Origin of the sequence: Pseudooceanicola marinus (assembly GCF_002786295.1) — a bacterium.
GTDB classification, from domain to species: Bacteria; Pseudomonadota; Alphaproteobacteria; order Rhodobacterales; family Rhodobacteraceae; genus Pseudooceanicola; species Pseudooceanicola marinus.
In genome coordinates this window covers 448783-468144 of the sequence record NZ_PGTC01000010.1, presented here as the reverse complement: position 1 = coordinate 468144, position 19362 = coordinate 448783, and the positions used below count along the sequence as shown (strand labels likewise).

Here is a 19362-nt window from a genome sequence, read left to right as displayed (position 1 = left end):
GGCTGCCTGACACCGATCAGCCATTGTCGCCCCCGGTCTCACTCTCCGCGGCCTCCGTCTCCGCGCCGGTGGCCAGCGGGTGCAACTGCCCGTCCGGACCGGCGCGGGTCAGGAACACCTGGTCCATGCCCTGATTGTCATCCGGACCGAAGGTCAGGCTCAGCCCGTCCAGATCAACCAACCGCAGCCCTTCCAGCGCCGATTGCAGCGCGGCCCGGCTGAGGTCGCGGCCCGCGGCCTGAAGCGCGGTCAGGGCCAGGCGCCCGACCATGTAGCCTTCGAGGGAGACAAATCCGGGGTCGACCCCAGGCGCATGAGCGGCCAACGCTGCCTGGTAACGGGCGACGAGCGGTAGCGACCGATCACCCGGATAGGGCACGACCTGGCTGACGATCAGCCCCTCCCCCTCCGGGCCGAGATCGGCCACCAGCCCGTCACCGCCGAAGGAGATCGCGACGAAGGTCGGGGTGAACTCCAGCATCCGGCACAGGCGTACGAACTCGGCCACGGGTTTCGACGCCCCGACCATCACCACCGCCTGTGGCCGGGCCTTGCGGAGGGTCAGCAGCGCGGTCTTCACCGCCGTGGTGTTGCGGATGTAGCTGCCCTGGGCCACGGGCGCCTTGCCTCGCTCGGCCAGGGCGCGGGTCACGCCGTCCAGGCCACTGCGGCCAAAGCCGTCGTCCTGGTAGAGCACGCCGATCTCCGACAGGCCGAGGTCATCCACCAGGTAGGCCACCCAGGCCTCCGTCTCGGCGGCATAGCTGGCCCGCAGGTTGAAGACATTGCCGCGACCTGGCTCCCGCAGGGCCCCGGCGCCGGTCAGCGGCCCGATGAAGGGGACCTGCGCCTGGGCCGCGACCGGCTGGGCCGCGGTGGAGGTCGCCGTGCCGACGGCGCCGATCAGGGCAATCGCATCGTTGCGGGCCAGAACGGCCTTCACCGCCCGCACCGAACGGTCGGGTTCATAGCCGTCATCCTGGCTTTCCAGCAGCACCCGTCGCCCGTGCACGCCGCCCGAGGCATTGGCCTCGCCAAAGGCGGCCTCGATCCCCGCTTTCATCCCCTGGCCGAGCGCGGCCGCCGGCCCGTCCAGCACCGCGACCTGGGCGAAGGTGACGCTGTCGGCGGTCACGCCCTCTTCGGCCCGTACCACGCCCGCGGGCATGAGCACGGGCAGCACCGCCATGAGGATGGCGCGCAGAATCCGGCTGAAAGGCATCTGTTTCTCCCTCGCTGAAACGGGCGCAGCCTAGGAAGAGACGTTTAACGGGACATCAATTGCGCTGAAGGCAGCAGTCATAAACCCGGAAAAGTCGATCCAGTCGCCGAGGCGGACCGGAAGACCCGGCACAGGGCAGCCCCAGCCCGAATCGCGGGGGCCGACACCACGCGAGCTGGATGGATCAGAAGTAGGTGGTCAGCTTCACCTCGACGAAGCTGTCGTCCTTTATGAAGGCCAGCGGATCGTTCCAGCCCGTGGTCGTCGCATGGCTGGCATTGACCTCGAAGCTGCTGGAATCGGTCAGGCGCGAGGACAGGCGCAGGGTGTAGAGACGCGCCTCGCTGCTGATGTCGTGGAAGACGCCCAGCTTCACCTCGGTATCGCTGGCGTTGTTCAGGCGATAGTTCATGCCGAGGAACAGATCATCCTCGAAGACCGTCGCCGGCTGCAGCGCTCCGCGATCATCGTAGAGATATTCCATCACCATGGTCAGATCGCCGTCCCCGCCACCCAGCCCGTTGAACGTGTAGTCGCCGCCAACCACGGCCGAGAGGTACTCTTCCGTCCCGACATCATGCCAGGAGGCCTCAGCCCGCAGTTGCAGGTCGTTGAGAGCATAAACGGCCGACAGCCCGACCTGTTCGACCTTGCGGTAGTAGGGGATCAGCCCGGCGACCGGCGGCAGCCCGGAGAGGGCGCTGGCCAGGTCATCGGTCATGATCTCGTCCATCGTGTCCCAGAAGTCATCCGCGTCGACCGGCAGGTCGCCCTGGGCGATCCCATCGGCGATGGCATCGTTGATCGCATCGCACATGGCCTCGTTGACCGGCCCGAGGGGTTTGATGCAGCCCGGCATGGCCAGCGCCTCGCGGCTGGTGCCGTTGAAATAGGTCGCCTGCACGTCAAGAGAGCCGTTGCCGAGTGCGAAGTAGCCCGAGTACCGCAGCGCCAGGTCGACGTTCCGTGCGTCCCGGTCCTCATCATAGTAGGCCCGGTCCGGGTCCCATTGCAGCAGCGAGCGGAAACGGCCCTCGTCGCCCTTGGGGAAGGTCGGCTCGATGAAGCCCAGAAGCGCGTAGGCGCTGAAGGTGCCGATACCGCTGTGGTAGTTCAGGTTCACCATCGGCGTGCCGAGCAGCGTGTCCTGGACCAGTGGGTCGGTGCCGTCGACCGGGTTCATCACGTTCATCACCGACCGGCTTTCGGCCACGCCCCAGTTCTCGGTGTGGAAGCCGGCCAGCAGGCTCCAGTCGCCAAAGCTTTGCGAATAATGCAGCTCGGCGACATTGCCCCGGTCCAGCGTGCCGGTGCTGTCCAGGATCCCGTCCAGGTCGAAGGTCAGGCGACCGGCGCCCAGGGCGATCTCTCCCCCCAGGGTCATTTCACCGAAGGCCTCCACCCCGGAAGAGGACTGGCCGGCATAAAGCCCGTCTTCGGGGTAGTAGCGCAGCCCGGCGCTGAGGCTGGCGTTGAAGGAAGCCTCCTGCGCCAGGGCCGAACCGGCGGCAAAGGTCAAAAGCGCCGCAGCGCCGGGGGCTGCCATGCGCAGAGGGAGAGAGACCGTCATCTGACACTCCGTGAAATCGGGAAATTAAAAGAATCACTATGTTCACCGATCATAGGCACAGGGACGGCTGGCCCGGCCGGCTCAGGACCGCGCCGGGGCGTCGTGACAGGGGCTCAGATGCAGCAAAGCCACACAAACAGGGTCCGGATCGCGCGAGTGCCGCCTTTTGGCGCGGTTCATGCGCGCAACGGTGCGAGGCGAAGGTCGCCCACCCCACCGCAGGGCCGGTCCGGCGGGGCCTAAAGACCCCGGCGCAGGGCGTTGACGGTCAGATCGGCAGGTTTCAGGCCCTGGTTGAACCGGAAGTCCGTCCAGGTCAGCGTCGTGCCCTTGCCGGTCAGGTGGTTGGTCATCACCATCTGCGACGCGCGCCAGTAGCGGCCCTGGTACTGGCGGTAGCCCGAGACCACCATGGTCTTCACATGGGCCTGGCGGCGGTCGAAGTACTGGACCTGGCGGATCAGGTGGCGCCCGGCGTCGATCCAAAGCCGCTGCGCGCTGTAGGCGGAGCGGCCGGTCGGAAAGCGGTCGACGATGTCACAGCGCCCGCCCCCGGGGCAGGCCCCGGTCGAGACGAAGGCATAGGTGTATTTCTCCACGTCCTGGTCGACCATGTCCTCATAGGCGAACTCGCTGCCGACGAAGGCACCGGACCGCCCCGACGAGGAGATGCGGCGAACCTTCGACACCGCCGGCAGGTAGAGCCACTGGTCGTCGTCGCGCCCGCCGCCGTGGGAATGGGTCAGCAGGGCGGTGCCACGGATGTCGCCCGGCCAGTCGAAGATCAGCACGGACCGCGCCTCCTCGGGACCGGTCTCCACCGAGCGGGCCTTGAAGCGGCGGGTGCTGGTCTGACCGCTGGCGGTGGTCAGGATCATCTCGCCCGAGACCGACTGGTCGCGGAACCCCGGCTCCACCCCCACCTGGGCGGCCAGGCGGCGGCCCTTCTCCTGTGCGGTTTCCGCCAGTGCCGGTCCCGGAAGCAGGGTCAGCAACACCAGCGCGGCGAGGAGGTGGGAGAGGGAACGTCTGGGCATCAGTCCTTGGTCCTGTCGAGGGTCAGCAGCAGCGCGGGGAGAAACATAAGATCGGCCAGCAGCGCGAACACGATCACGATGGCCGTCAGCGCCCCCAGGTGCTGGTTGATGGCAAAGCCCGACGTGGCCATGGTCAGGAAACCGACCGCCAGGCAGATCGAGGTGACGATGATGGCGGAGCCGACGACGCGGAAGGTGTCGTGCAACGCCGGGCGCGGCGCCAGTCCCCGGCGCCGCCCGTCGAGATAGTGCATCAGGAAATGCACCGTGTCATCCACGACGATGCCGAATGTCATGGTCGTGACCACGGTGGAGCCCAGGTTCACGTCGCGGAACGTCATGCCCCAGATCCCGAAGGCGATGATCGCCGGCATCAGGTTGGGCGCCAGGCTGATCAACCCCATCTTCAGGCTGCGCAACGTCGCCATCATGATCATCGACACCAGAACCAGGACCACCAGCAGCCCCGCCAGCATCTGCGAGTTGTTGCGTTCCGATACGGTCGAAAAGCCGTAGGAGATCCCGGCCGGTCGCGCCGTCGTGGCCGGCGTGTTCGCGGCCATCCAGGCCTGAGCGCGATCGCCGAGGTCTCGGATCTGGTGCGAATGGTCCGAGCGCAGCAGCACCACCACCCGCGTATGCAACCGGTCCACGTCGATCATCGTGTTCAGGTCCAGCCCCACGGGCAGCGACAGCTCGTAGAACATCATCAGCTGGGCGTTGGCCTCGCGGCTGTCGGCGATCCGCGCGAAGGCGGGATCGTCGCCGTTCATGCTCATGTTCATGCGCTTGACGATCTGGGTCATGCTGGTGACGCCGACAACGTTGTCCTGGGCCTCGATCCAGGCGGTGAACCGGTCGATGTCGCGCAGGAAGTCCGGCTCGAAGACCGAGCCACCCTCCGGCGCGGTGAAGGAGAACTGCAGGTTCGACAACCCGGTCAGATGCGCCCGGATCTCGTCGGATTCGCGGCGGAACTCGTAGCGCTGATCGAAATAGCGCACCAGGCTGTCGTCATAGCCGATGCGGAAGATACCGAAGATCGACAGGACCACCAGCGCCGCGAAGCCCGCCAACCAGCCGCGGCGATAGCGGATTGCCAGTTCCGCCAGGCGCCGCATCATGCCGACGGTCAGCGGCAGGCTGTCGCCGCCCCTGGCCCGGCTCATCCGCAGTCCCAGGGGCAGGATGGTGAAAGTGGCCAGCATACCGATCAGCAGCCCGAAGCCCACGATATTGCCCATGTCCTGCAGCGGCGGCGCCTCGGCGAAGTTCAGGCCGAGGAAGCCGATGGCGGTGGTCAGCGTGGTCACCAGCACCGGCGCCAGGTTCCCGGCCAGCGCGTGGCGCACGGCGCCGGGGCCGTCCAGGTGGTCCAGTTCGCGGATCCAGCTGAGGATGATGTGGATGCAAGAGGCAGCCGTCAGCACCATCACCGCCATCGGGCTGATCGCCGTGCCCGCCGTCAGCTCGATCCCGAGGAAGCCAGCGAAGCCGAAGGTGGCCAGGGTGCCCGACAGCACCACCACCGCCGAAGCCATGACCGCCATCGGCGAGCGCAGGAAGTAGAGGAAGAGACCCAGAACCAGCACGAAGGCGACGGGCACCAGGGTCATGATGTCGTCACGCGCCGCCTGCGCCAGGGTCAGCCCGCCGATGACGTCGCCGGTCACATGCACCTCGAAACCGGGATAGCGCTCGGCCCAGTCGGCGCGCATCTCATCCAGGTAGGCCAGAAGCTCGGCCCGCCGGGCCTCGAAGTCCCCGCCCAGCACCACGTTGAGCATGATGCCGTAGGCGGTCAGGTCCTCGGCCACCAGCCGGTTGCGCAACTCGGGGCTGGTGCTGGCCACCTCGCGGAAGCGCGTGGCCACCTCCGGTGTGATCTCGGCCCATTCGTCCAGCAGCGGCTCGACCAGGATGTCGTCCCCCTCGGCCCTGCTGTGGGGGAAGTTCGCCGGCGAATCCACCCGCAGCGCATAGGGCGCCATCCAGGCGTCCGACGTCATGTCGCGCAACGCCTCCAGCGTCGGGCGGGCGAACATCTCCCCCTCCGGCGGGACGATCATGATGAGGAAGCCACTGGCGCTGGCGTAATGCTGCGACAACTCGGCCAGGTCGCGGCTTTCCTGGTTGTCCTTGCCGAAGAACGACGTGTTGTCGGCCGAGAAGGAGAGCCGCGACACCCCGACCCCCAGCCCCAGCACGAGAGCCAGGACCAACAGGGTCAGCTTGACGAGATGGCGCAGGATGAACTCTGCAATCCGGTCCGAGGTGCTCATTCGTCTTCGGTTATCCACCCTGATCGCCGGGAATAGCCGTAGCGCCGAAAATAGGCCGCCCAGTCCCGTTCGACCCGCCGTTCCAGCGCCGGGTCCATGGAAAATTCATTTACCCTATAGCCCTTACGTGCCGAGAGCATTCGGTCAAGGGCCGGCTCCAGTGCATCGGCCTCGCCCAGCCCGATTGCGTCGTAAACGCCCTTGATGACAGCTTTCGGATCGCGGCGCAGATCCTCATAGCGGATGCAAGTGTAGTGCCGCTCGGGGATCAGGGCGCGGTCGCGCTCGAAGGCCTCATGAAAGGCCCTGAAGGCGCGGAATACGCCGTCTTCGAGGTCGGCGCGGGCGGGCATGGTGCGGCGCAGGGTCTGGGTGGCGGTCATGCCCTCGGCGGTCAGGATGTTGGACTGAGCGATCTCGTAGGGATCGCGGACGATATGAACGAAACGCGCCTGCGGGAAGGCGCGCAGCACCTCAGCCAGGCGCATCGTGTGGGCCGGGGATTTCAGCAGCAGCTGCCGGCCCGGCGCCAGGTACTGCACCGCCGTCAGGAACTCGCGCCAGCGGCGATGCCAGTCAGCGCGCAGGGCCTCGGGCAGATCCATGATGTCACCGGTCATCGCGGGGGCCCTGGGGTCCTCGAAGGCCATGCCCCGCATCACCGACGGGGCGCCAGCGACCAGCAGCGCCACCTCGTCCTCCTCTGAACTGTCGGCCTCCAGCGCCACGTTGTCCATCGGGCGGCGTCCGGGCAGCCACAGCGGCGCCAGGGGCCGCATCACGTGGCGCAGCATCAAGAAGCTCTTGGGCATGAAGACCTGCAACGAGGTCGGGGAACAGAAGCGCGGATCGCAGCTCAGCAGCTGGTGCAGCCAGGTGGTGCCGGACCGCCAGTAGCCCAGGACAAAGACCGGATCGGGGCTGATCTCGGTCCGGGCCAGGGCGCGGCCGTGGATCAGCTGGGCCAGCCCGTGCATCAGCGAGTTGCCCAGGCTGAGCGCCGTGATCGAGGCATAGAGACCAAGCCGCAGGTCGCCCCGACAGCGCGCCCATTGCCCGCGCGACAGGGCCCGCCAGTCGCCCCAGGTCATCCCGTGCCAGAGCCGCGGCATCAGGGGGGAATAGCCGAAATCCCGCGGTCGCGTGGGCTGGCGCGGGCGCGGGCGCGCGGCCCCCTGCCCCGCTTCTGCGGGCAGCCCCTGATGCCCTGCCCGGCGCCCTGTCCTTTCGTGTTTCACGCAGCTCCTCCCTCTCCCGCAGGACTATAGGACGCGGGGGTAACGAAGACCTAACCAACAAAAAGGACCCCGGCAGAAGGCCTGCCGGGGTCCGTTGCGGTCCGCCTGTGGCGCGGTTCAGCCCTGCGCCGGGGCCTTGGCGTGCAGCGCGGCGATGATGTCCTGGTGGGAAATCGTACCCAGGGTCTTGCCCTCCGCGTCGCAGACCGCCACCGGGCGCGACACGTCGGTCAGCAGGCCGATCACCTCGGCCACCGGCGTCTCGGGCGCCACCTGCCCCGCCACGCTTTCAGACCCGGCCGGCGTCATCACGTCGGAGGCCAGAAGCACGTTCAGCGGGTTCATGTGGGTGACGAAATCGTCCACGTAGTCATTCGCCGGGTTGGCGATGATCTGTTGCGGGCTGCCGCTCTGGACAATCCGCCCGCCTTCCATGATGGCGATCCGATTGCCCAGCTTGAAGGCCTCGTCGAGGTCGTGACTGACGAAGATGATGGTCCGTTTCAGCTTCGCCTGAAGCTCCAGCAACTCGTCCTGAAGGCGCGAGCGGATCAGCGGGTCGAGCGCCGAGAAGGGTTCGTCCATCAGCAGGATTGGCGCCTCGGTGGCAAAGGCACGGGCGAGGCCGACGCGCTGCTGCATACCGCCCGACAGCTCCCCGACCTTGTTCTCGGCCCAGTCGGTCAGCCCGACCAGATCCAGCTGCTCGCGCGCCTTCTTCTCGCGCTCCTTCTTCGGCAGGCCCGACAGCTCCAGCCCCAGGGCCACGTTGTCCAGCACGTTGCGCCAGGGCAGCAGACCGAACTGCTGGAACACCATGGCGACGCTTTCGCGCCGCAGCCGCAGCAGATCGTCCTTGGAACAATTGGTGGGTTTGCATTCCCAGCCATTCGCCCGCACCCGCACGGCGCCGCGCACCACCGGGTTCAGCCCGTTGACCGCGCGCAGCAGCGTCGACTTGCCCGAGCCGGACAGACCCATCAGCACCAGGATCTCGCCCTCTTCCACGTTGATCGAACAATCGTGGACGCCCAGGACCTGCCCCGTCTCCTTCTGGATGTCGGAGCGGGTCATGTCCTTGTCCATCAACGGCAGAGCGCGGTCCGGGTGATCCCCGAAGACGATGGAGACATTGTCGAACTCGACAGCGGGCTTTTTCTTGGTGGTCTCTTTGCCCTCAGTCATTTGCGACCTCCGATGCGAAGCATGCGATCCAGGATGATGGCGACCACCACGATGACGAATCCCGATTCAAAGCCCAGCGAGGTGTTGACCGAGTTCAGTGCTCGCACCACCGGCACGCCCAGGCCGTCCGCGCCCACCAGGGCGGCGACGACGACCATCGAAAGCGACAGCATGATGGTCTGGTTCAGCCCCGCCATGATCTGCGGCAGCGCATAGGGCAGCTCGACCTTGGTCAGGGTCTGCCACTTGGTGCCACCGAAGGCCTCCGACGCTTCCAGCAGCGGGGTCGGGGTGGAACTGACACCGAGGTAGGTCAGGCGGATCGGCGCGGGCACGACGAAGATCACCGTGGCGATCAGGCCCGGCACCATGCCGATGCCGAAGAAGACGATCGCCGGGATCAGGTAGACGAAGGTCGGCAGGGTCTGCATCAGGTCGAGCACCGGCTGCAGGAAGGTATAGACCTTCTGGCGGTGCGCCGCCCAGATGCCTATGGGCACCCCGATGGCCATGCAGACGATACAGGAGGACATGACCAGCGTCAGGCTTTCGGTCGTCTCTTCCCAGTAGTCCTGGTTGAGGATGAAGAGGAAGCCCACGGCCACGAAGAGGCAGGTCTTCCAGTTGCGTTGCAGCACCCAGGTCAGCGCCACGAAGGCGGCGATCACCAGCAGTTCGGGCGGTTCCTGCAGCAGCCACAGCAGACCGTCGATCATGCTTTCGGCGCCGCTGGCCAGGATGTCGACGACACCCTCGAAATTGTCCCTCAGCCAGTCGAAGAAATCACTGGCCCAGTCCCCTACGGGGATCTTCGCAGACCGCACCCATTCAATTGGAAAATGGAGCCAATACGAAACATGGCTAAGTAGCTGTGTCAGCCAATCCAAAGCGGACCTCCTTTTGGGCTAATGCCTGGAAGCGAAAAGGCCCGGTCCTGTGCGTCCGGGCCTTTCCACCATGTTGATCAGAGACCGAAGGCGTCCTTCACCGCCGCGGCACCGTCTTCGCCGTCCACGGTGGTCACGCCGTCCAGCCAGGACATCACCAGGTCCGGGTTGGCCTTCATCCAGGCCATGGAGGCGTCATCGGGATCTTCCCCATCGTTGAGGATGGCGCCCATGATCTCGTTCTCCATCGGCAGGGTGAACTTCAGGTTGTTCAGCAGGGCACCGACATTCGGACACTCCTCGACGTAGCCCTTGCGGGTCACCGTGTTCACGATGCCCTCGCCACCGAAGAACTCCTCGCCGCCCGGCAGGTATTCCAGGTCGAAATTGGCGTTCATCGGGTGGGGTTCCCAGCCGAGGAAGACGATGTCTTCCTGGTCCTCGTAGGCGCGCTGCACCATCGACAGCATGCCCTGTTCGGAGCTTTCACGGACGGTGAAATCGCCCAGGCCGTGGGTGTCGTTCTCGGTCAGGCCGATCAGGTAGGCGTTGCCCTCGTTGCCCGGCTCGATGCCGTAGATCGTCTCGTCCAGCTCATCGGCGAACTTGGCGATGTCGGCGTAGGACTGCAGGCCCTTCTCGTAGGTGTAGGCGGGCACGGCCAGGGTGTACTTGGTGCCTTCGAGGTTGGTGGCGACCGTCTCGATCTCGCCCGAGTCCAGGTAGGGGCCGATGGCGCTCTGCTGTGCCGGCAGCCAGTTGCCCAGGAAGATGTCCACGTCATCGCTTTCCAGCGAGGCGAAGGTCACCGGCACCGACAGCACCTTCACGTCGACGTCGTAGCCCAGCGCCTGCAGCACCTGCTTGGTGGCCGAGGTGGTGGTGGTGATGTCGGTCCAGCCGACGTCCGACAAGCTGACCTCGGTGCACTGGGCCGATGCCAGGCCGGCCGAGAGGGTCAGTGCCGCCGCACTGGTCATCATCAGATTCAAACGGGTCATGTCGTTTCCTTCCGTTGGACTTGGGGTTGCGTTTTTCTTGATTGATGAGTTAATCAAAATACAAGTGGTTCAAAATGTAAAGCATTCAGATGCGAGGACAACCAGGATGCCGAAGGTCGGAATGGAACCGGTGCGAAAACAGGCATTGATCGAAGCCTGCATCACCGAGATCGGCCAGGCCGGGACCCTCGACGTGACTGTCAGCCAGATCGCGAAGCGGGCCGGCATGTCCTCAGCCCTCGCACATCATTACTTCGGATCAAAGGAACAGATCTTCCTGGCGACCATGCGCTACGTGCTGCGCCTGTGGGGGGAAACCGTGCGGCGGAACCTGGCGCAAGCCTCCACCTCGGCGGAGCGCGTGCTGGCGATCAGCGATTCCTCCTTCGACTCCAACCAGTTCGAGCGCGAGGTCGTGGCGGCCTGGCTGAACTTCTACGTGCGCGCCCTGCATTCCGCCGACACCCGGCGGCTGCTGAACATCTATGCGCACCGGCTGCAGTCGAATCTTTTGTATGACCTAAGGAAAATCTTCCCCACCGACATCGCCGTGGAGATCGCGCAGGGCATCGCCGCGCTGATCGACGGCTTCTACATCCGCTCCGCGTTGCAGGATTCGGTTCCCGAACGCGCGAAGATCAAGGCGACCATCGCTGACTACCTGACCCTCTGGCTCGAAAGGACGACCCGTGACTGACACCGCGGCACAGACCGGCGGCAAACGCCCCAATATCCTGATTCTCATGGTCGACCAGTTGAACGGGACGCTGTTCCCCGACGGCCCCGCAGACTGGCTGCACACGCCCAACCTGCGGAAGCTGGCCGAACGCTCGACCCGTTTCGCCAATACCTACACCGGTAGCCCCCTCTGCGCGCCGGGCCGGGCCAGTTACATGTCCGGCCAACTGCCGCGCCGCACCAAGGTCTATGACAACGCGGCCGAGTTTGCCTCGGACATCCCCACCTATGCGCACCACCTGCGCCGGGCGGGTTACCAGACCTTCCTCAGCGGCAAGATGCACTTCGTCGGCCCCGACCAGCTGCACGGGTTTGAAAAGCGCCTGACCACCGACATCTACCCCGCCGATTTCGGCTGGACGCCCGACTACCGCAAGCCCGGCGAGCGGATCGACTGGTGGTATCACAACATGGGTTCGGTCACCGGCGCCGGCGTGGCCGAGATCACCAACCAGATGGAATATGATGACGAGGTCGCCTTCCAGGCCTCCGCCAAGGTGCGCCACCTGGGCCGCCGCCTGGATGATCGCCCCTGGATGATGACCGTCAGCTTCACCCATCCCCACGACCCTTACGTGGCGCGCAAGAAGTACTGGGATCTCTACGAGGACTGCGAACACCTGCTGCCCGAGGTCCCCGCCAAGCCCTACGAGGAGATGGACCCGCATTCGCAGCGCATCTTCGACGCCAACGACTGGCGCAACTTCGACATCACCGAAGAGGACGTGAAACGCTCCCGCCGGGCCTATTTCGCCAATATCTCCTACCTCGACGACAAGATCGGCGAGATCCTGGAGGCGCTGGACAACACCCGCCAGACCGAAGAGACCATCGTGATGCTGGTGTCGGACCACGGCGACATGCTGGGCAACAAGGGCTTGTGGTTCAAGATGACCTTCTTCGAAGGCTCGGCCCGGGTGCCCCTGATGGTCGCGGCGCCGCAGATGGCGCCAGGGCTGGTGGAAACCCCCGTCTCGACCATCGACGTGAACCCGACCCTGGCGGAACTGGCGGGCATCGACATTTCAGAGATTGCCCCCTGGACCGATGGCGAAAGCCTGGTGGGCCTGGCCAATGGCGTCGAACGCACCTCCCCCGTCCGCATGGAATATGCCGCCGAAGGCTCCTACGCGCCGCTGGTCGGCCTGCGGCAGGGCGACTGGAAATACATCCGTTGCGAGCTGGATCCGCCACAGCTTTACAACCTGTCTGAGGACCCGAACGAGTTGGTGAACCGCGCCGGCGACCCCGCCTTGCAAAGCGTGGAAGAGCAGTTTGCAAGGATGGCGGATGACTATTGGGATCTGCCCCGCTTCGACGCCGAGGTGCGCGAAAGCCAGGCCCGCCGCCTGATCGTCTACGAGGCGCTGCGCAACGGCGAGTATTTCCCCTGGGACTTCGAGCCGCTGCAGAAGGCCTCGGAACGCTACATGCGCAATCACATGGACCTCAACGTGCTGGAGGAAAACCAGCGCTACCCCCGCGGAGAATGACCATGAAATCCGTTCAGCCCAAGGGCTCACACTTCATCGACGGCGCCTATGTGGACGACACAGCGGGCCGCGAAATCTCCTGCGTCTACGCCGCCACTGGCGAAACCGTCGCCACCCTGCATGCCGCCACCCCGGCCATTGTCGAGGCGGCCATCGCCTCGGCCGAGCGGGCGCAGAAGGAATGGGCGGCCCTGGCCCCCGTGGCGCGCGGCCGCGTGCTGCGCCGCGTGGCCGACCTGCTGGTCGAGCGTAACGCCGAGCTGTCGGAGCTGGAAAGCATCGACACCGGCAAGCCGATCCAGGAAACCCTGGTGGCCGATGCCACCTCCGGCGCCGAGGCGCTGGAATACTACGCGGGCCTCGCCGCGACGCTGACCGGCGAAACCGTGCCTCTGGGTGGCGATTTCGTCTACACCATCCGCGAACCCCTGGGCGTCTGTCTGGGGATCGGCGCCTGGAACTACCCCACGCAGATCGCTGCCTGGAAGGCCGCCCCGGCGCTGGCCTGCGGCAACGCCATGGTCTTCAAACCGTCGGAGGTCACCCCGCTTTGCGCGCTGAAACTGGCCGAGCTGTTCATCGAGGCGGGTGCACCTGCGGGCCTGTTCAACGTGGTCAATGGCTACGGCGACGCAGCCGCCTCCATGGTCACCGACCCGCGCATCGCCAAGGTCTCGCTGACCGGGTCCGTGCCCACGGGGCAGAAGGTCTATGCCGCCGCAGCCGAAGGCCTGCGCCACGTGACGATGGAGCTGGGCGGCAAGTCCCCCCTCATCATCTTCGAGGACGCCGACCTGGAAAACGCCATCTCGGCGGCGATCAACGCCAACTTCTACTCCACCGGGCAGATCTGTTCCAACGGCACACGGGTCTTCGTGCATGAGAACATCGTCGAGGATTTCATCGAACGGCTGGTGGAACGCAGCCGCACCGCGATCCTTGGCGACCCGCTGGACCCGGATACTCAGATCGGCCCGATGATCACCGATGCACAGCGGAAGAAGGTGCTGGACTACATCCGCATCGGCCAGGAGGAAGGCGCCGAGCTGATCCTGGGCGGCCATGCGCCCGAAGGCCCCGGTTTCTTCATCGAGCCCACGATCTTCCGCAATGTCACCGACGAGATGACCATCGCCCGCGAGGAAATCTTCGGCCCCGTGCTGTCGATCCTGACGTTCAAGGATGAGGACGAGGTGGTGGCCCGCGCCAATGACACCCAGTTCGGCCTGGCCGCGGGGCTCTTCACCAAGGACTTCACCCGTGCGCACCGCGTGGTGGCCCAGCTTCAGGCGGGCACCTGCTGGATCAACGAATACAACCTGACGCCGGTCGAGGCCCCCTTCGGCGGGGTGAAGATGTCGGGCGTGGGCCGCGAGAACTCCAAGGCCGCGATCGAACACTATAGCCAGGTGAAATCCGTCTACGTCGCCATGGGCGATGTCGAAGCGGCCTTCTGAGGATCCATTGATGGAAGCGGACTACGTCATCATCGGCTCGGGCTCTGCCGGCTCCGTCATTGCCGCGCGGCTCAGCGAGGACGGCAAGCACAGGGTGCTGGTACTGGAATACGGCGGCACCGACGCCGGGCCCTTCATCCAGATGCCCGCCGCCCTGTCCTACCCGATGAACATGAAGCGCTACGACTGGGGCTTCATGTCGGAACCGGAACCCGGGCTGGGCGGGCGGCGTCTGGTCACCCCGCGCGGCAAGGTCGTGGGCGGATCGTCCTCGATCAACGGCATGGTCTACGTGCGCGGCCACGCCCGCGACTACGACCACTGGGAGGAACAGGGCGCCACCGGCTGGGCCTATGCCGACGTGCTGCCCTACTTCAAGCGCGCCGAGAACTGGCATGACGGCGGCCACGGCGGCGATGCCAGCTGGCGCGGCACCGACGGCCCGCTGCATGTCACCCGCGGCCCGCGTGCCAACCCGCTGTTTCAGGCCTTCGTCGATGCCGGCGCCCAGGCCGGGTTCGAGACCACCGATGACTACAACGGGGAGAAGCAGGAGGGCTTCGGCCCGATGGAACAGACGGTCTGGAAAGGTCGCCGCTGGTCCGCCGCCAATGCCTACCTGAAACCGGCGCTGAAGCGCGAGAACCTGGAGATGGTCCGCTGTTTCGCCCGGCGCGTGGTGATCGAGGACGGTCGCGCCACCGGGGTGGAGATCGAGCGCGGGGGCACAATCGAGGTGGTGCGCGCCCGGCGCGAGGTCATCATCGCCGCTTCCTCGATCAATTCGCCCAAGCTGCTGATGCTGTCCGGGATCGGTCCGGCCGCGCACCTGCACGAGCACGGGATCGAGGTGGTGGCCGACCGCGCGGGCGTCGGCCAGAACCTGCAGGATCACCTGGAGCTTTACATCCAGCAGGCCAGCACGCAGCCGATCACGCTCTACAAGCACTGGAACCTCTGGGGGAAGGCGCTGTCGGGCGCCCAGTGGATGCTGACCAAGACCGGCCTGGGCGCGTCGAACCAGTTCGAAAGCGCGGGCTTCATCCGCTCAAAAGCTGGGGTGGACTACCCCGACATCCAGTTCCACTTCCTGCCCATCGCCGTGCGCTACGACGGCAAGGCGGCAGCGGAAGGGCATGGGTTCCAGGCCCATGTCGGCCCGATGCGATCGGCCTCGCGCGGGGAGGTGACGCTGAAATCTTCGGACCCGAGGGAGGCGCCGCGGATCTTCTTCAACTACATGTCGGAACAATCCGACTGGGAGGACTTCCGCCACTGCATCCGCGTCACCCGCGAGATCTTCGGCCAGCAGGCCTTCGATCCGTTCCGCGGCAAGGAGATCAGCCCGGGCGCCGACAAGCAGACGGACGAGGAGCTGGACGCCCATATCCGCGAACACGCCGAAAGCGCCTATCACCCCTGCGGCACCGCCCGCATGGGCCGCGCCGATGACCCCTGGGCGGTGGTCGACCCCGAATGCCGGGTGATCGGGGTGGACGGGCTGCGCCTCGCGGACAGTTCGATCTTCCCGCGGATCACCAACGGCAACCTGAACGGTCCCTCGATTCTGGTGGGGGAGAAGGCCAGCGACCATATCCTGGGCCGCGCGCCGCTGCCGCGCGAGAATGCGGAACCCTGGATCAATCCCCGCTGGCAGGTCAGCGACCGTTGAAAACCGGCGCCCTGCCGCCTGAAGACATGGCAGGGCGCGACTTATCCACAATATATGGCTCAAAATGGTGCCAGCTGGGCGCCCCGGCTGTATACAGTTCTTTTCAACCTTAACCGGACCTTCATATTCTCATTCCACGGGACGGTCAGAAGACCGACCGCCGGTCCCGCCCCCGATCCGATCGGGCGAGGGCCAGGCAGTGAGGGCAGATTACGGCAGGAAGGCAGGCAAGGGTGAGCGCGCTCGTTCAGACCTCGTTCCAGATCCCCGGCACCACCGGCAAGGAGGTGCAGACGCAGTATTGCGCGCTGTGCTACCGGATCGTGAAGGACAAGCCGCAGATCCTGCTGATCACCTCCCGCGGGACGAAGCGCTGGATCCTGCCCAAGGGCTGGCCGATGAAGTCCCGCACCCCGGGCCAAGCGGCGCTGCGCGAGGCCTATGAAGAGGCCGGCGTCATCGGCCGCGTTTCGGAAACGGCGCTCGGGCTTTTCCCCTACATGAAAACCGCCGACAAGAGGGAGGAGATCCCCTGCGTCGGCATCGTCTACCCTGTGCACGTCCGTCTGCTGAAGGCCGAGTACCCGGAGGCGGGGGAGCGCAAGCGCAAGTGGTTCTCGCGCAAAAAGGCGGCCAAACAGGTGGCCGAGCCGGAACTGGCGCGCATCCTGAAGACCTTCGACCCGTCGAAACTGCGGAACTGAGCGGGCATGACCCCCGCCCTACAGGGGCGCCGCGGACGCGGGTTGGAATCTTGCATCCGCGAGAAATCTCTCTATCTCAATAAGATCACTTCGCGGATCTGACAGGATGATCAACTTCGACCTGAAATGTGACCAGGGACACGGTTTCAACAGCTGGTTCCAATCCTCCGCCGCCTTCGACAGCCTGTCGTCGGCGGGCCACGTCTCCTGCCCCGCCTGCGGCTCCACCATGGTGGAAAAGGCGCTGATGGCGCCGCGCGTGCGCCCCTCGCGCAACGCCGCAGCCCCGCAGGCCGCATCGAAAGACGCCCCGACAAGCCGCCCGGCGGAGCGCCCCCTGTCGCGCCCCTCCTCCGAAGCCGAGGCCGCCCTGTCGGAGCTGCGTCGCCGGGTGGAGGAGAACGCGACCTATGTCGGCGACACCTTCGTGACAGAGGCCCGCGCGATCCACGAGGGCACAAAGCCCGACCGCCCGATCTACGGTGAGGCGAAGCCCGAGGAGGCCCGCGCGCTGATCGAGGAGGGCGTGCCGGTGCTGCCCCTGCCCTTCGCCACGGGCCGCAAGACCAACTGATCCCGGGCCCGCCTTCGGCATCGTCAGCCTGCGGGTGAGGCCGAACCGCCCCCTGCGCTTGCCCAGCCCCGCCCCGCGCGCTAGGCCTTTGGCCAGACAGGAGGATCCCCATGCATATCGTCATCACCGGCGCCAGCCGTGGTATCGGCGCGGAACTGAAACGCCAGTACGAGGCGCGCGGCGCGACCGTATCCGGCACCTCGACCACTGGCGGCGACGGGCTCCTGCCCCTCGACGTGACCGACCCGGCACAGTTGGCTGCCCTGACCGGGCAGATCACCGCGCCCGTCGACCTGCTGATCTGCAACGCCGGGATCTACCTGGACAAGGGCCAGGCGCTGGAAACGGGCTTCGACGCCACGACCTGGGCGCGGCAGATGCAGGTGAACGTCGCCGGCCCCTTCCTGACCGTACAGGCCCTGCTGCCGCGCCTGCGGGCCGCGACGGGCGCGAAGATCGCCGTCATCGCCTCGGCCATGGGCAGTCAGCATCGGGCGCCGGGCGGCTCCTACATCTACCGCGCCTCCAAGGCGGCGGCGGTAAACCTGGCCCGCAACCTGGCCGCCGATCTGGCCCCCGAAGGCATCGCCGTGGGCGCCTATCACCCAGGCTGGGTGCAGACCGACATGGGCAGCGCGGCGGCCGACATCGACGCACCGACCTCCGCCGCCGGCCTGATCGCGCGCTTCGAAGCGCTGAGCCCGGCCAGCACGGGCTGTTTCGAGAGCTACGACGGCAGCCCCGTCCCCTTCTGAGACCGCAAGTGCCTGCCAGACGCAATCACGCTTGCGCCGGTGCCCGACGATGCGTAAACCGGCGCGCAGTTTCTCCCAACGACGGGGTTTGAGACCGGCATGCCTGTTCTCGTTATGAAATTCGGCGGCACTTCCGTCGCCAACCTCGACCGGATCCGCCGCGCGGCCAAGCGCGTGGGCGTGGAAGTGGCCAAGGGCTATGACGTGATCGTCATCGTCTCGGCCATGTCCGGCAAGACCAATGAACTTGTCGGCTGGGTCGGCGAGACAAGCCCGATGTACGACGCGCGCGAATATGACGCCGTGGTCAGCTCGGGCGAAAACGTCACCGCCGGGCTGATGGCCCTGACCCTGCAGGAAATGGACGTGCCCGCCCGGTCCTGGCAGGGCTGGCAGGTGCCGCTGAAGACGAACTCGGCCCATGGTGCGGCGCGGATCGAGGAGATCCCGACCGACAACATCACCGCCAAGTTCGGCGAAGGCATGCGCGTGGCCGTGGTCGCGGGCTTCCAGGGCATTTCGCCCGAGGGCCGGATCACCACGCTGGGCCGGGGCGGATCCGACACGACCGCCGTGGCTTTCGCCGCGGCCTTCAACGCCGAACGCTGCGACATCTACACCGATGTCGACGGCGTCTACACCACCGATCCCCGCGTTGCCCCCAAGGCGCGCAAGCTGGACCGCATCGCCTTCGAGGAAATGCTGGAGCTGGCTTCGCTGGGCGCCAAGGTGCTGCAAACCCGCTCGGTCGAGCTGGCGATGCGTTACAACGTCAAACTGCGCGTTCTGTCGAGTTTCGAGGAACAATCCGACACAGCCGGCACCCTTGTCTGTGCCGAGGAGGACATCATGGAATCCAACGTCGTCAACGGCATCGCCTTCTCCCGCGAGGAAGCGAAGATGACCCTTGTGTCGGTCGCCGACACCCCCGGCATCGCCGCCGCGATCTTCGGGCCCCTGTCCGAAGCCGGCGTCAACGTCGACATGATCATCCAGAACATCAGCGAGGAAGGTCTGACCGACATGACCTTCTCCTGCCCCATCGACCAGGTGAAGCGCGCCGAGAAGGCGCTGAACGATGCCAAGGCCGCGGGCAGCCTGGCCTTCGAGGCGCTGGAAGCCGACACCGAGGTCTGCAAGGTCTCGGCCGTGGGCATCGGCATGCGCAGCCAGTCCGGCGTCGCCGCCAAGATGTTCAAGACGCTCTCGGACGAGGGCATCAACATCAAGGTCATCGCCACCTCCGAGATCAAGATCTCGGTGCTGATCGACCGCAAGTACATGGAACTGGCCGTGCAGGCCCTGCACGACGCCTTCGAGCTGGAGAAGGCCTGAGGCCCGACCGGGCGCCCCCGCAAGGCAGGGGCGCCGAACCCGCCCCTGCCACGCCCCCGATCGCCCCGCGGTCGAGGGCGTTTTGCATCTCGGCCCCTGTCCGTCGGCCGCAAGACCTCCCCGCACCCTGTGCCCCGCGTGTGTCGCCGGGGGCGCCACATGACCGGGCGCATCGGCAAAAGGTCGCAATCCCCCTGTGCCCCGGGCCGCTC

General features: G+C 66.1%; 16 protein-coding genes. 8 read left to right on the top strand and 8 right to left on the bottom strand.

All coding sequences use genetic code 11. The annotated features are described in order from the left end of the window. Window positions 1-16: 16 nt before the first annotated feature. The 8 genes from CVM50_RS06435 to choX all read right to left on the bottom strand — a co-directional run bounded on the left by CVM50_RS06435 (window position 17) and on the right by choX (window position 10422). Window positions 17-1222, bottom strand: a complete 1206-nt coding sequence (locus CVM50_RS06435) for an ABC transporter substrate-binding protein (protein WP_085887446.1) — start codon at window positions 1220-1222, stop codon at window positions 17-19. A gap of 184 nt (window positions 1223-1406) precedes the next feature. Then, window positions 1407-2792, bottom strand: a complete 1386-nt coding sequence (locus CVM50_RS06430; RefSeq protein ID WP_143515594.1) for a hypothetical protein — start codon at window positions 2790-2792, stop codon at window positions 1407-1409. Between the two features lie 239 nt (window positions 2793-3031). Then, window positions 3032-3829: an outer membrane lipoprotein-sorting protein gene (locus CVM50_RS06425; RefSeq protein WP_085887448.1), complete on the bottom strand. Its 798-nt coding sequence runs from the start codon at window positions 3827-3829 to the stop codon at window positions 3032-3034. After that, window positions 3829-6111, bottom strand: coding sequence for an efflux RND transporter permease subunit (locus CVM50_RS06420; protein WP_085887449.1), 2283 nt, complete (start codon window positions 6109-6111; stop codon window positions 3829-3831). The genes CVM50_RS06425 and CVM50_RS06420 overlap by 1 nt, the downstream gene beginning before the upstream one ends. Then, on the bottom strand, window positions 6108-7349 hold the full coding sequence (locus tag CVM50_RS06415; RefSeq protein WP_143515595.1) for a sulfotransferase family protein: 1242 nt from the start codon (window positions 7347-7349) through the stop codon (window positions 6108-6110). The genes CVM50_RS06420 and CVM50_RS06415 overlap by 4 nt, the downstream gene beginning before the upstream one ends. 117 nt (window positions 7350-7466) lie before the next feature. Continuing rightward, entirely contained in the window at window positions 7467-8534 is a 1068-nt protein-coding gene (gene choV, locus CVM50_RS06410) for a choline ABC transporter ATP-binding protein (RefSeq protein ID WP_085887451.1), read from the bottom strand. After that, a complete protein-coding gene (gene choW, locus CVM50_RS06405) occupies window positions 8531-9367 on the bottom strand; it encodes a choline ABC transporter permease subunit (protein ID WP_085887921.1) in 837 nt (278 codons plus the stop codon). The genes choV and choW overlap by 4 nt, the downstream gene beginning before the upstream one ends. A gap of 131 nt (window positions 9368-9498) precedes the next feature. Then, window positions 9499-10422, bottom strand: a complete 924-nt coding sequence (choX, locus tag CVM50_RS06400) for a choline ABC transporter substrate-binding protein (protein WP_085887452.1) — start codon at window positions 10420-10422, stop codon at window positions 9499-9501. A gap of 106 nt (window positions 10423-10528) precedes the next feature. On the opposite strand from choX, the gene betI reads away from it, so the two are divergent. The 8 genes from betI to CVM50_RS06360 all read left to right on the top strand — a co-directional run bounded on the left by betI (window position 10529) and on the right by CVM50_RS06360 (window position 19150). Next, window positions 10529-11119: a transcriptional regulator BetI gene (gene betI / locus CVM50_RS06395; protein WP_085887453.1), complete on the top strand. Its 591-nt coding sequence runs from the start codon at window positions 10529-10531 to the stop codon at window positions 11117-11119. Then, the gene (gene betC, locus CVM50_RS06390) at window positions 11112-12653 is read left to right on the top strand and encodes a choline-sulfatase (RefSeq protein WP_085887454.1); all 1542 of its coding nucleotides are present in this window, start codon (window positions 11112-11114) and stop codon (window positions 12651-12653) included. Before betI ends, betC begins: the two co-directional genes overlap by 8 nt. A gap of 2 nt (window positions 12654-12655) precedes the next feature. Continuing rightward, window positions 12656-14110 (top strand): betaine-aldehyde dehydrogenase, encoded by a 1455-nt coding sequence (betB, locus tag CVM50_RS06385; protein ID WP_100148452.1) that lies wholly within the window; start codon window positions 12656-12658, stop codon window positions 14108-14110. A 10-nt stretch (window positions 14111-14120) separates the two neighbouring features. Next, the gene (gene betA, locus CVM50_RS06380) at window positions 14121-15782 is read left to right on the top strand and encodes a choline dehydrogenase (RefSeq protein ID WP_085887456.1); all 1662 of its coding nucleotides are present in this window, start codon (window positions 14121-14123) and stop codon (window positions 15780-15782) included. A 233-nt stretch (window positions 15783-16015) separates the two neighbouring features. After that, the gene (locus CVM50_RS06375) at window positions 16016-16486 is read left to right on the top strand and encodes an NUDIX hydrolase (RefSeq protein WP_085887457.1); all 471 of its coding nucleotides are present in this window, start codon (window positions 16016-16018) and stop codon (window positions 16484-16486) included. 106 nt (window positions 16487-16592) lie between these two features. After that, window positions 16593-17060 (top strand): DUF1178 family protein, encoded by a 468-nt coding sequence (locus tag CVM50_RS06370; RefSeq protein WP_085887458.1) that lies wholly within the window; start codon window positions 16593-16595, stop codon window positions 17058-17060. Between the two features lie 110 nt (window positions 17061-17170). After that, a complete protein-coding gene (locus CVM50_RS06365) occupies window positions 17171-17815 on the top strand; it encodes an SDR family oxidoreductase (RefSeq protein WP_085887459.1) in 645 nt (214 codons plus the stop codon). Window positions 17816-17914: 99 nt separating this feature from the next. Further along, window positions 17915-19150: an aspartate kinase gene (locus CVM50_RS06360; protein ID WP_085887460.1), complete on the top strand. Its 1236-nt coding sequence runs from the start codon at window positions 17915-17917 to the stop codon at window positions 19148-19150. Window positions 19151-19362 lie beyond the last annotated feature (212 nt).

What these genes read in the sequence shown, in the direction of transcription:
- CVM50_RS06435 (WP_085887446.1), bottom strand. Translation starts at nt 1,222, where the DNA reads ATGCCTTTCAGCCGGATTCTGCGCGCCATCCTCATGGCGGTGCTGCCC.
- CVM50_RS06430 (WP_143515594.1), bottom strand. Translation starts at nt 2,792, where the DNA reads ATGACGGTCTCTCTCCCTCTGCGCATGGCAGCCCCCGGCGCTGCGGCG.
- CVM50_RS06425 (WP_085887448.1), bottom strand. Translation starts at nt 3,829, where the DNA reads ATGCCCAGACGTTCCCTCTCCCACCTCCTCGCCGCGCTGGTGTTGCTG.
- CVM50_RS06420 (WP_085887449.1), bottom strand. Translation starts at nt 6,111, where the DNA reads ATGAGCACCTCGGACCGGATTGCAGAGTTCATCCTGCGCCATCTCGTC.
- choV (WP_085887451.1), bottom strand. Translation starts at nt 8,534, where the DNA reads ATGACTGAGGGCAAAGAGACCACCAAGAAAAAGCCCGCTGTCGAGTTC.
- choX (WP_085887452.1), bottom strand. Translation starts at nt 10,422, where the DNA reads ATGACCCGTTTGAATCTGATGATGACCAGTGCGGCGGCACTGACCCTC.
- betI (WP_085887453.1), top strand. Translation starts at nt 10,529, where the DNA reads ATGCCGAAGGTCGGAATGGAACCGGTGCGAAAACAGGCATTGATCGAA.
- betB (WP_100148452.1), top strand. Translation starts at nt 12,656, where the DNA reads ATGAAATCCGTTCAGCCCAAGGGCTCACACTTCATCGACGGCGCCTAT.
- betA (WP_085887456.1), top strand. Translation starts at nt 14,121, where the DNA reads ATGGAAGCGGACTACGTCATCATCGGCTCGGGCTCTGCCGGCTCCGTC.
- CVM50_RS06370 (WP_085887458.1), top strand. Translation starts at nt 16,593, where the DNA reads ATGATCAACTTCGACCTGAAATGTGACCAGGGACACGGTTTCAACAGC.
- CVM50_RS06365 (WP_085887459.1), top strand. Translation starts at nt 17,171, where the DNA reads ATGCATATCGTCATCACCGGCGCCAGCCGTGGTATCGGCGCGGAACTG.
- CVM50_RS06360 (WP_085887460.1), top strand. Translation starts at nt 17,915, where the DNA reads ATGCCTGTTCTCGTTATGAAATTCGGCGGCACTTCCGTCGCCAACCTC.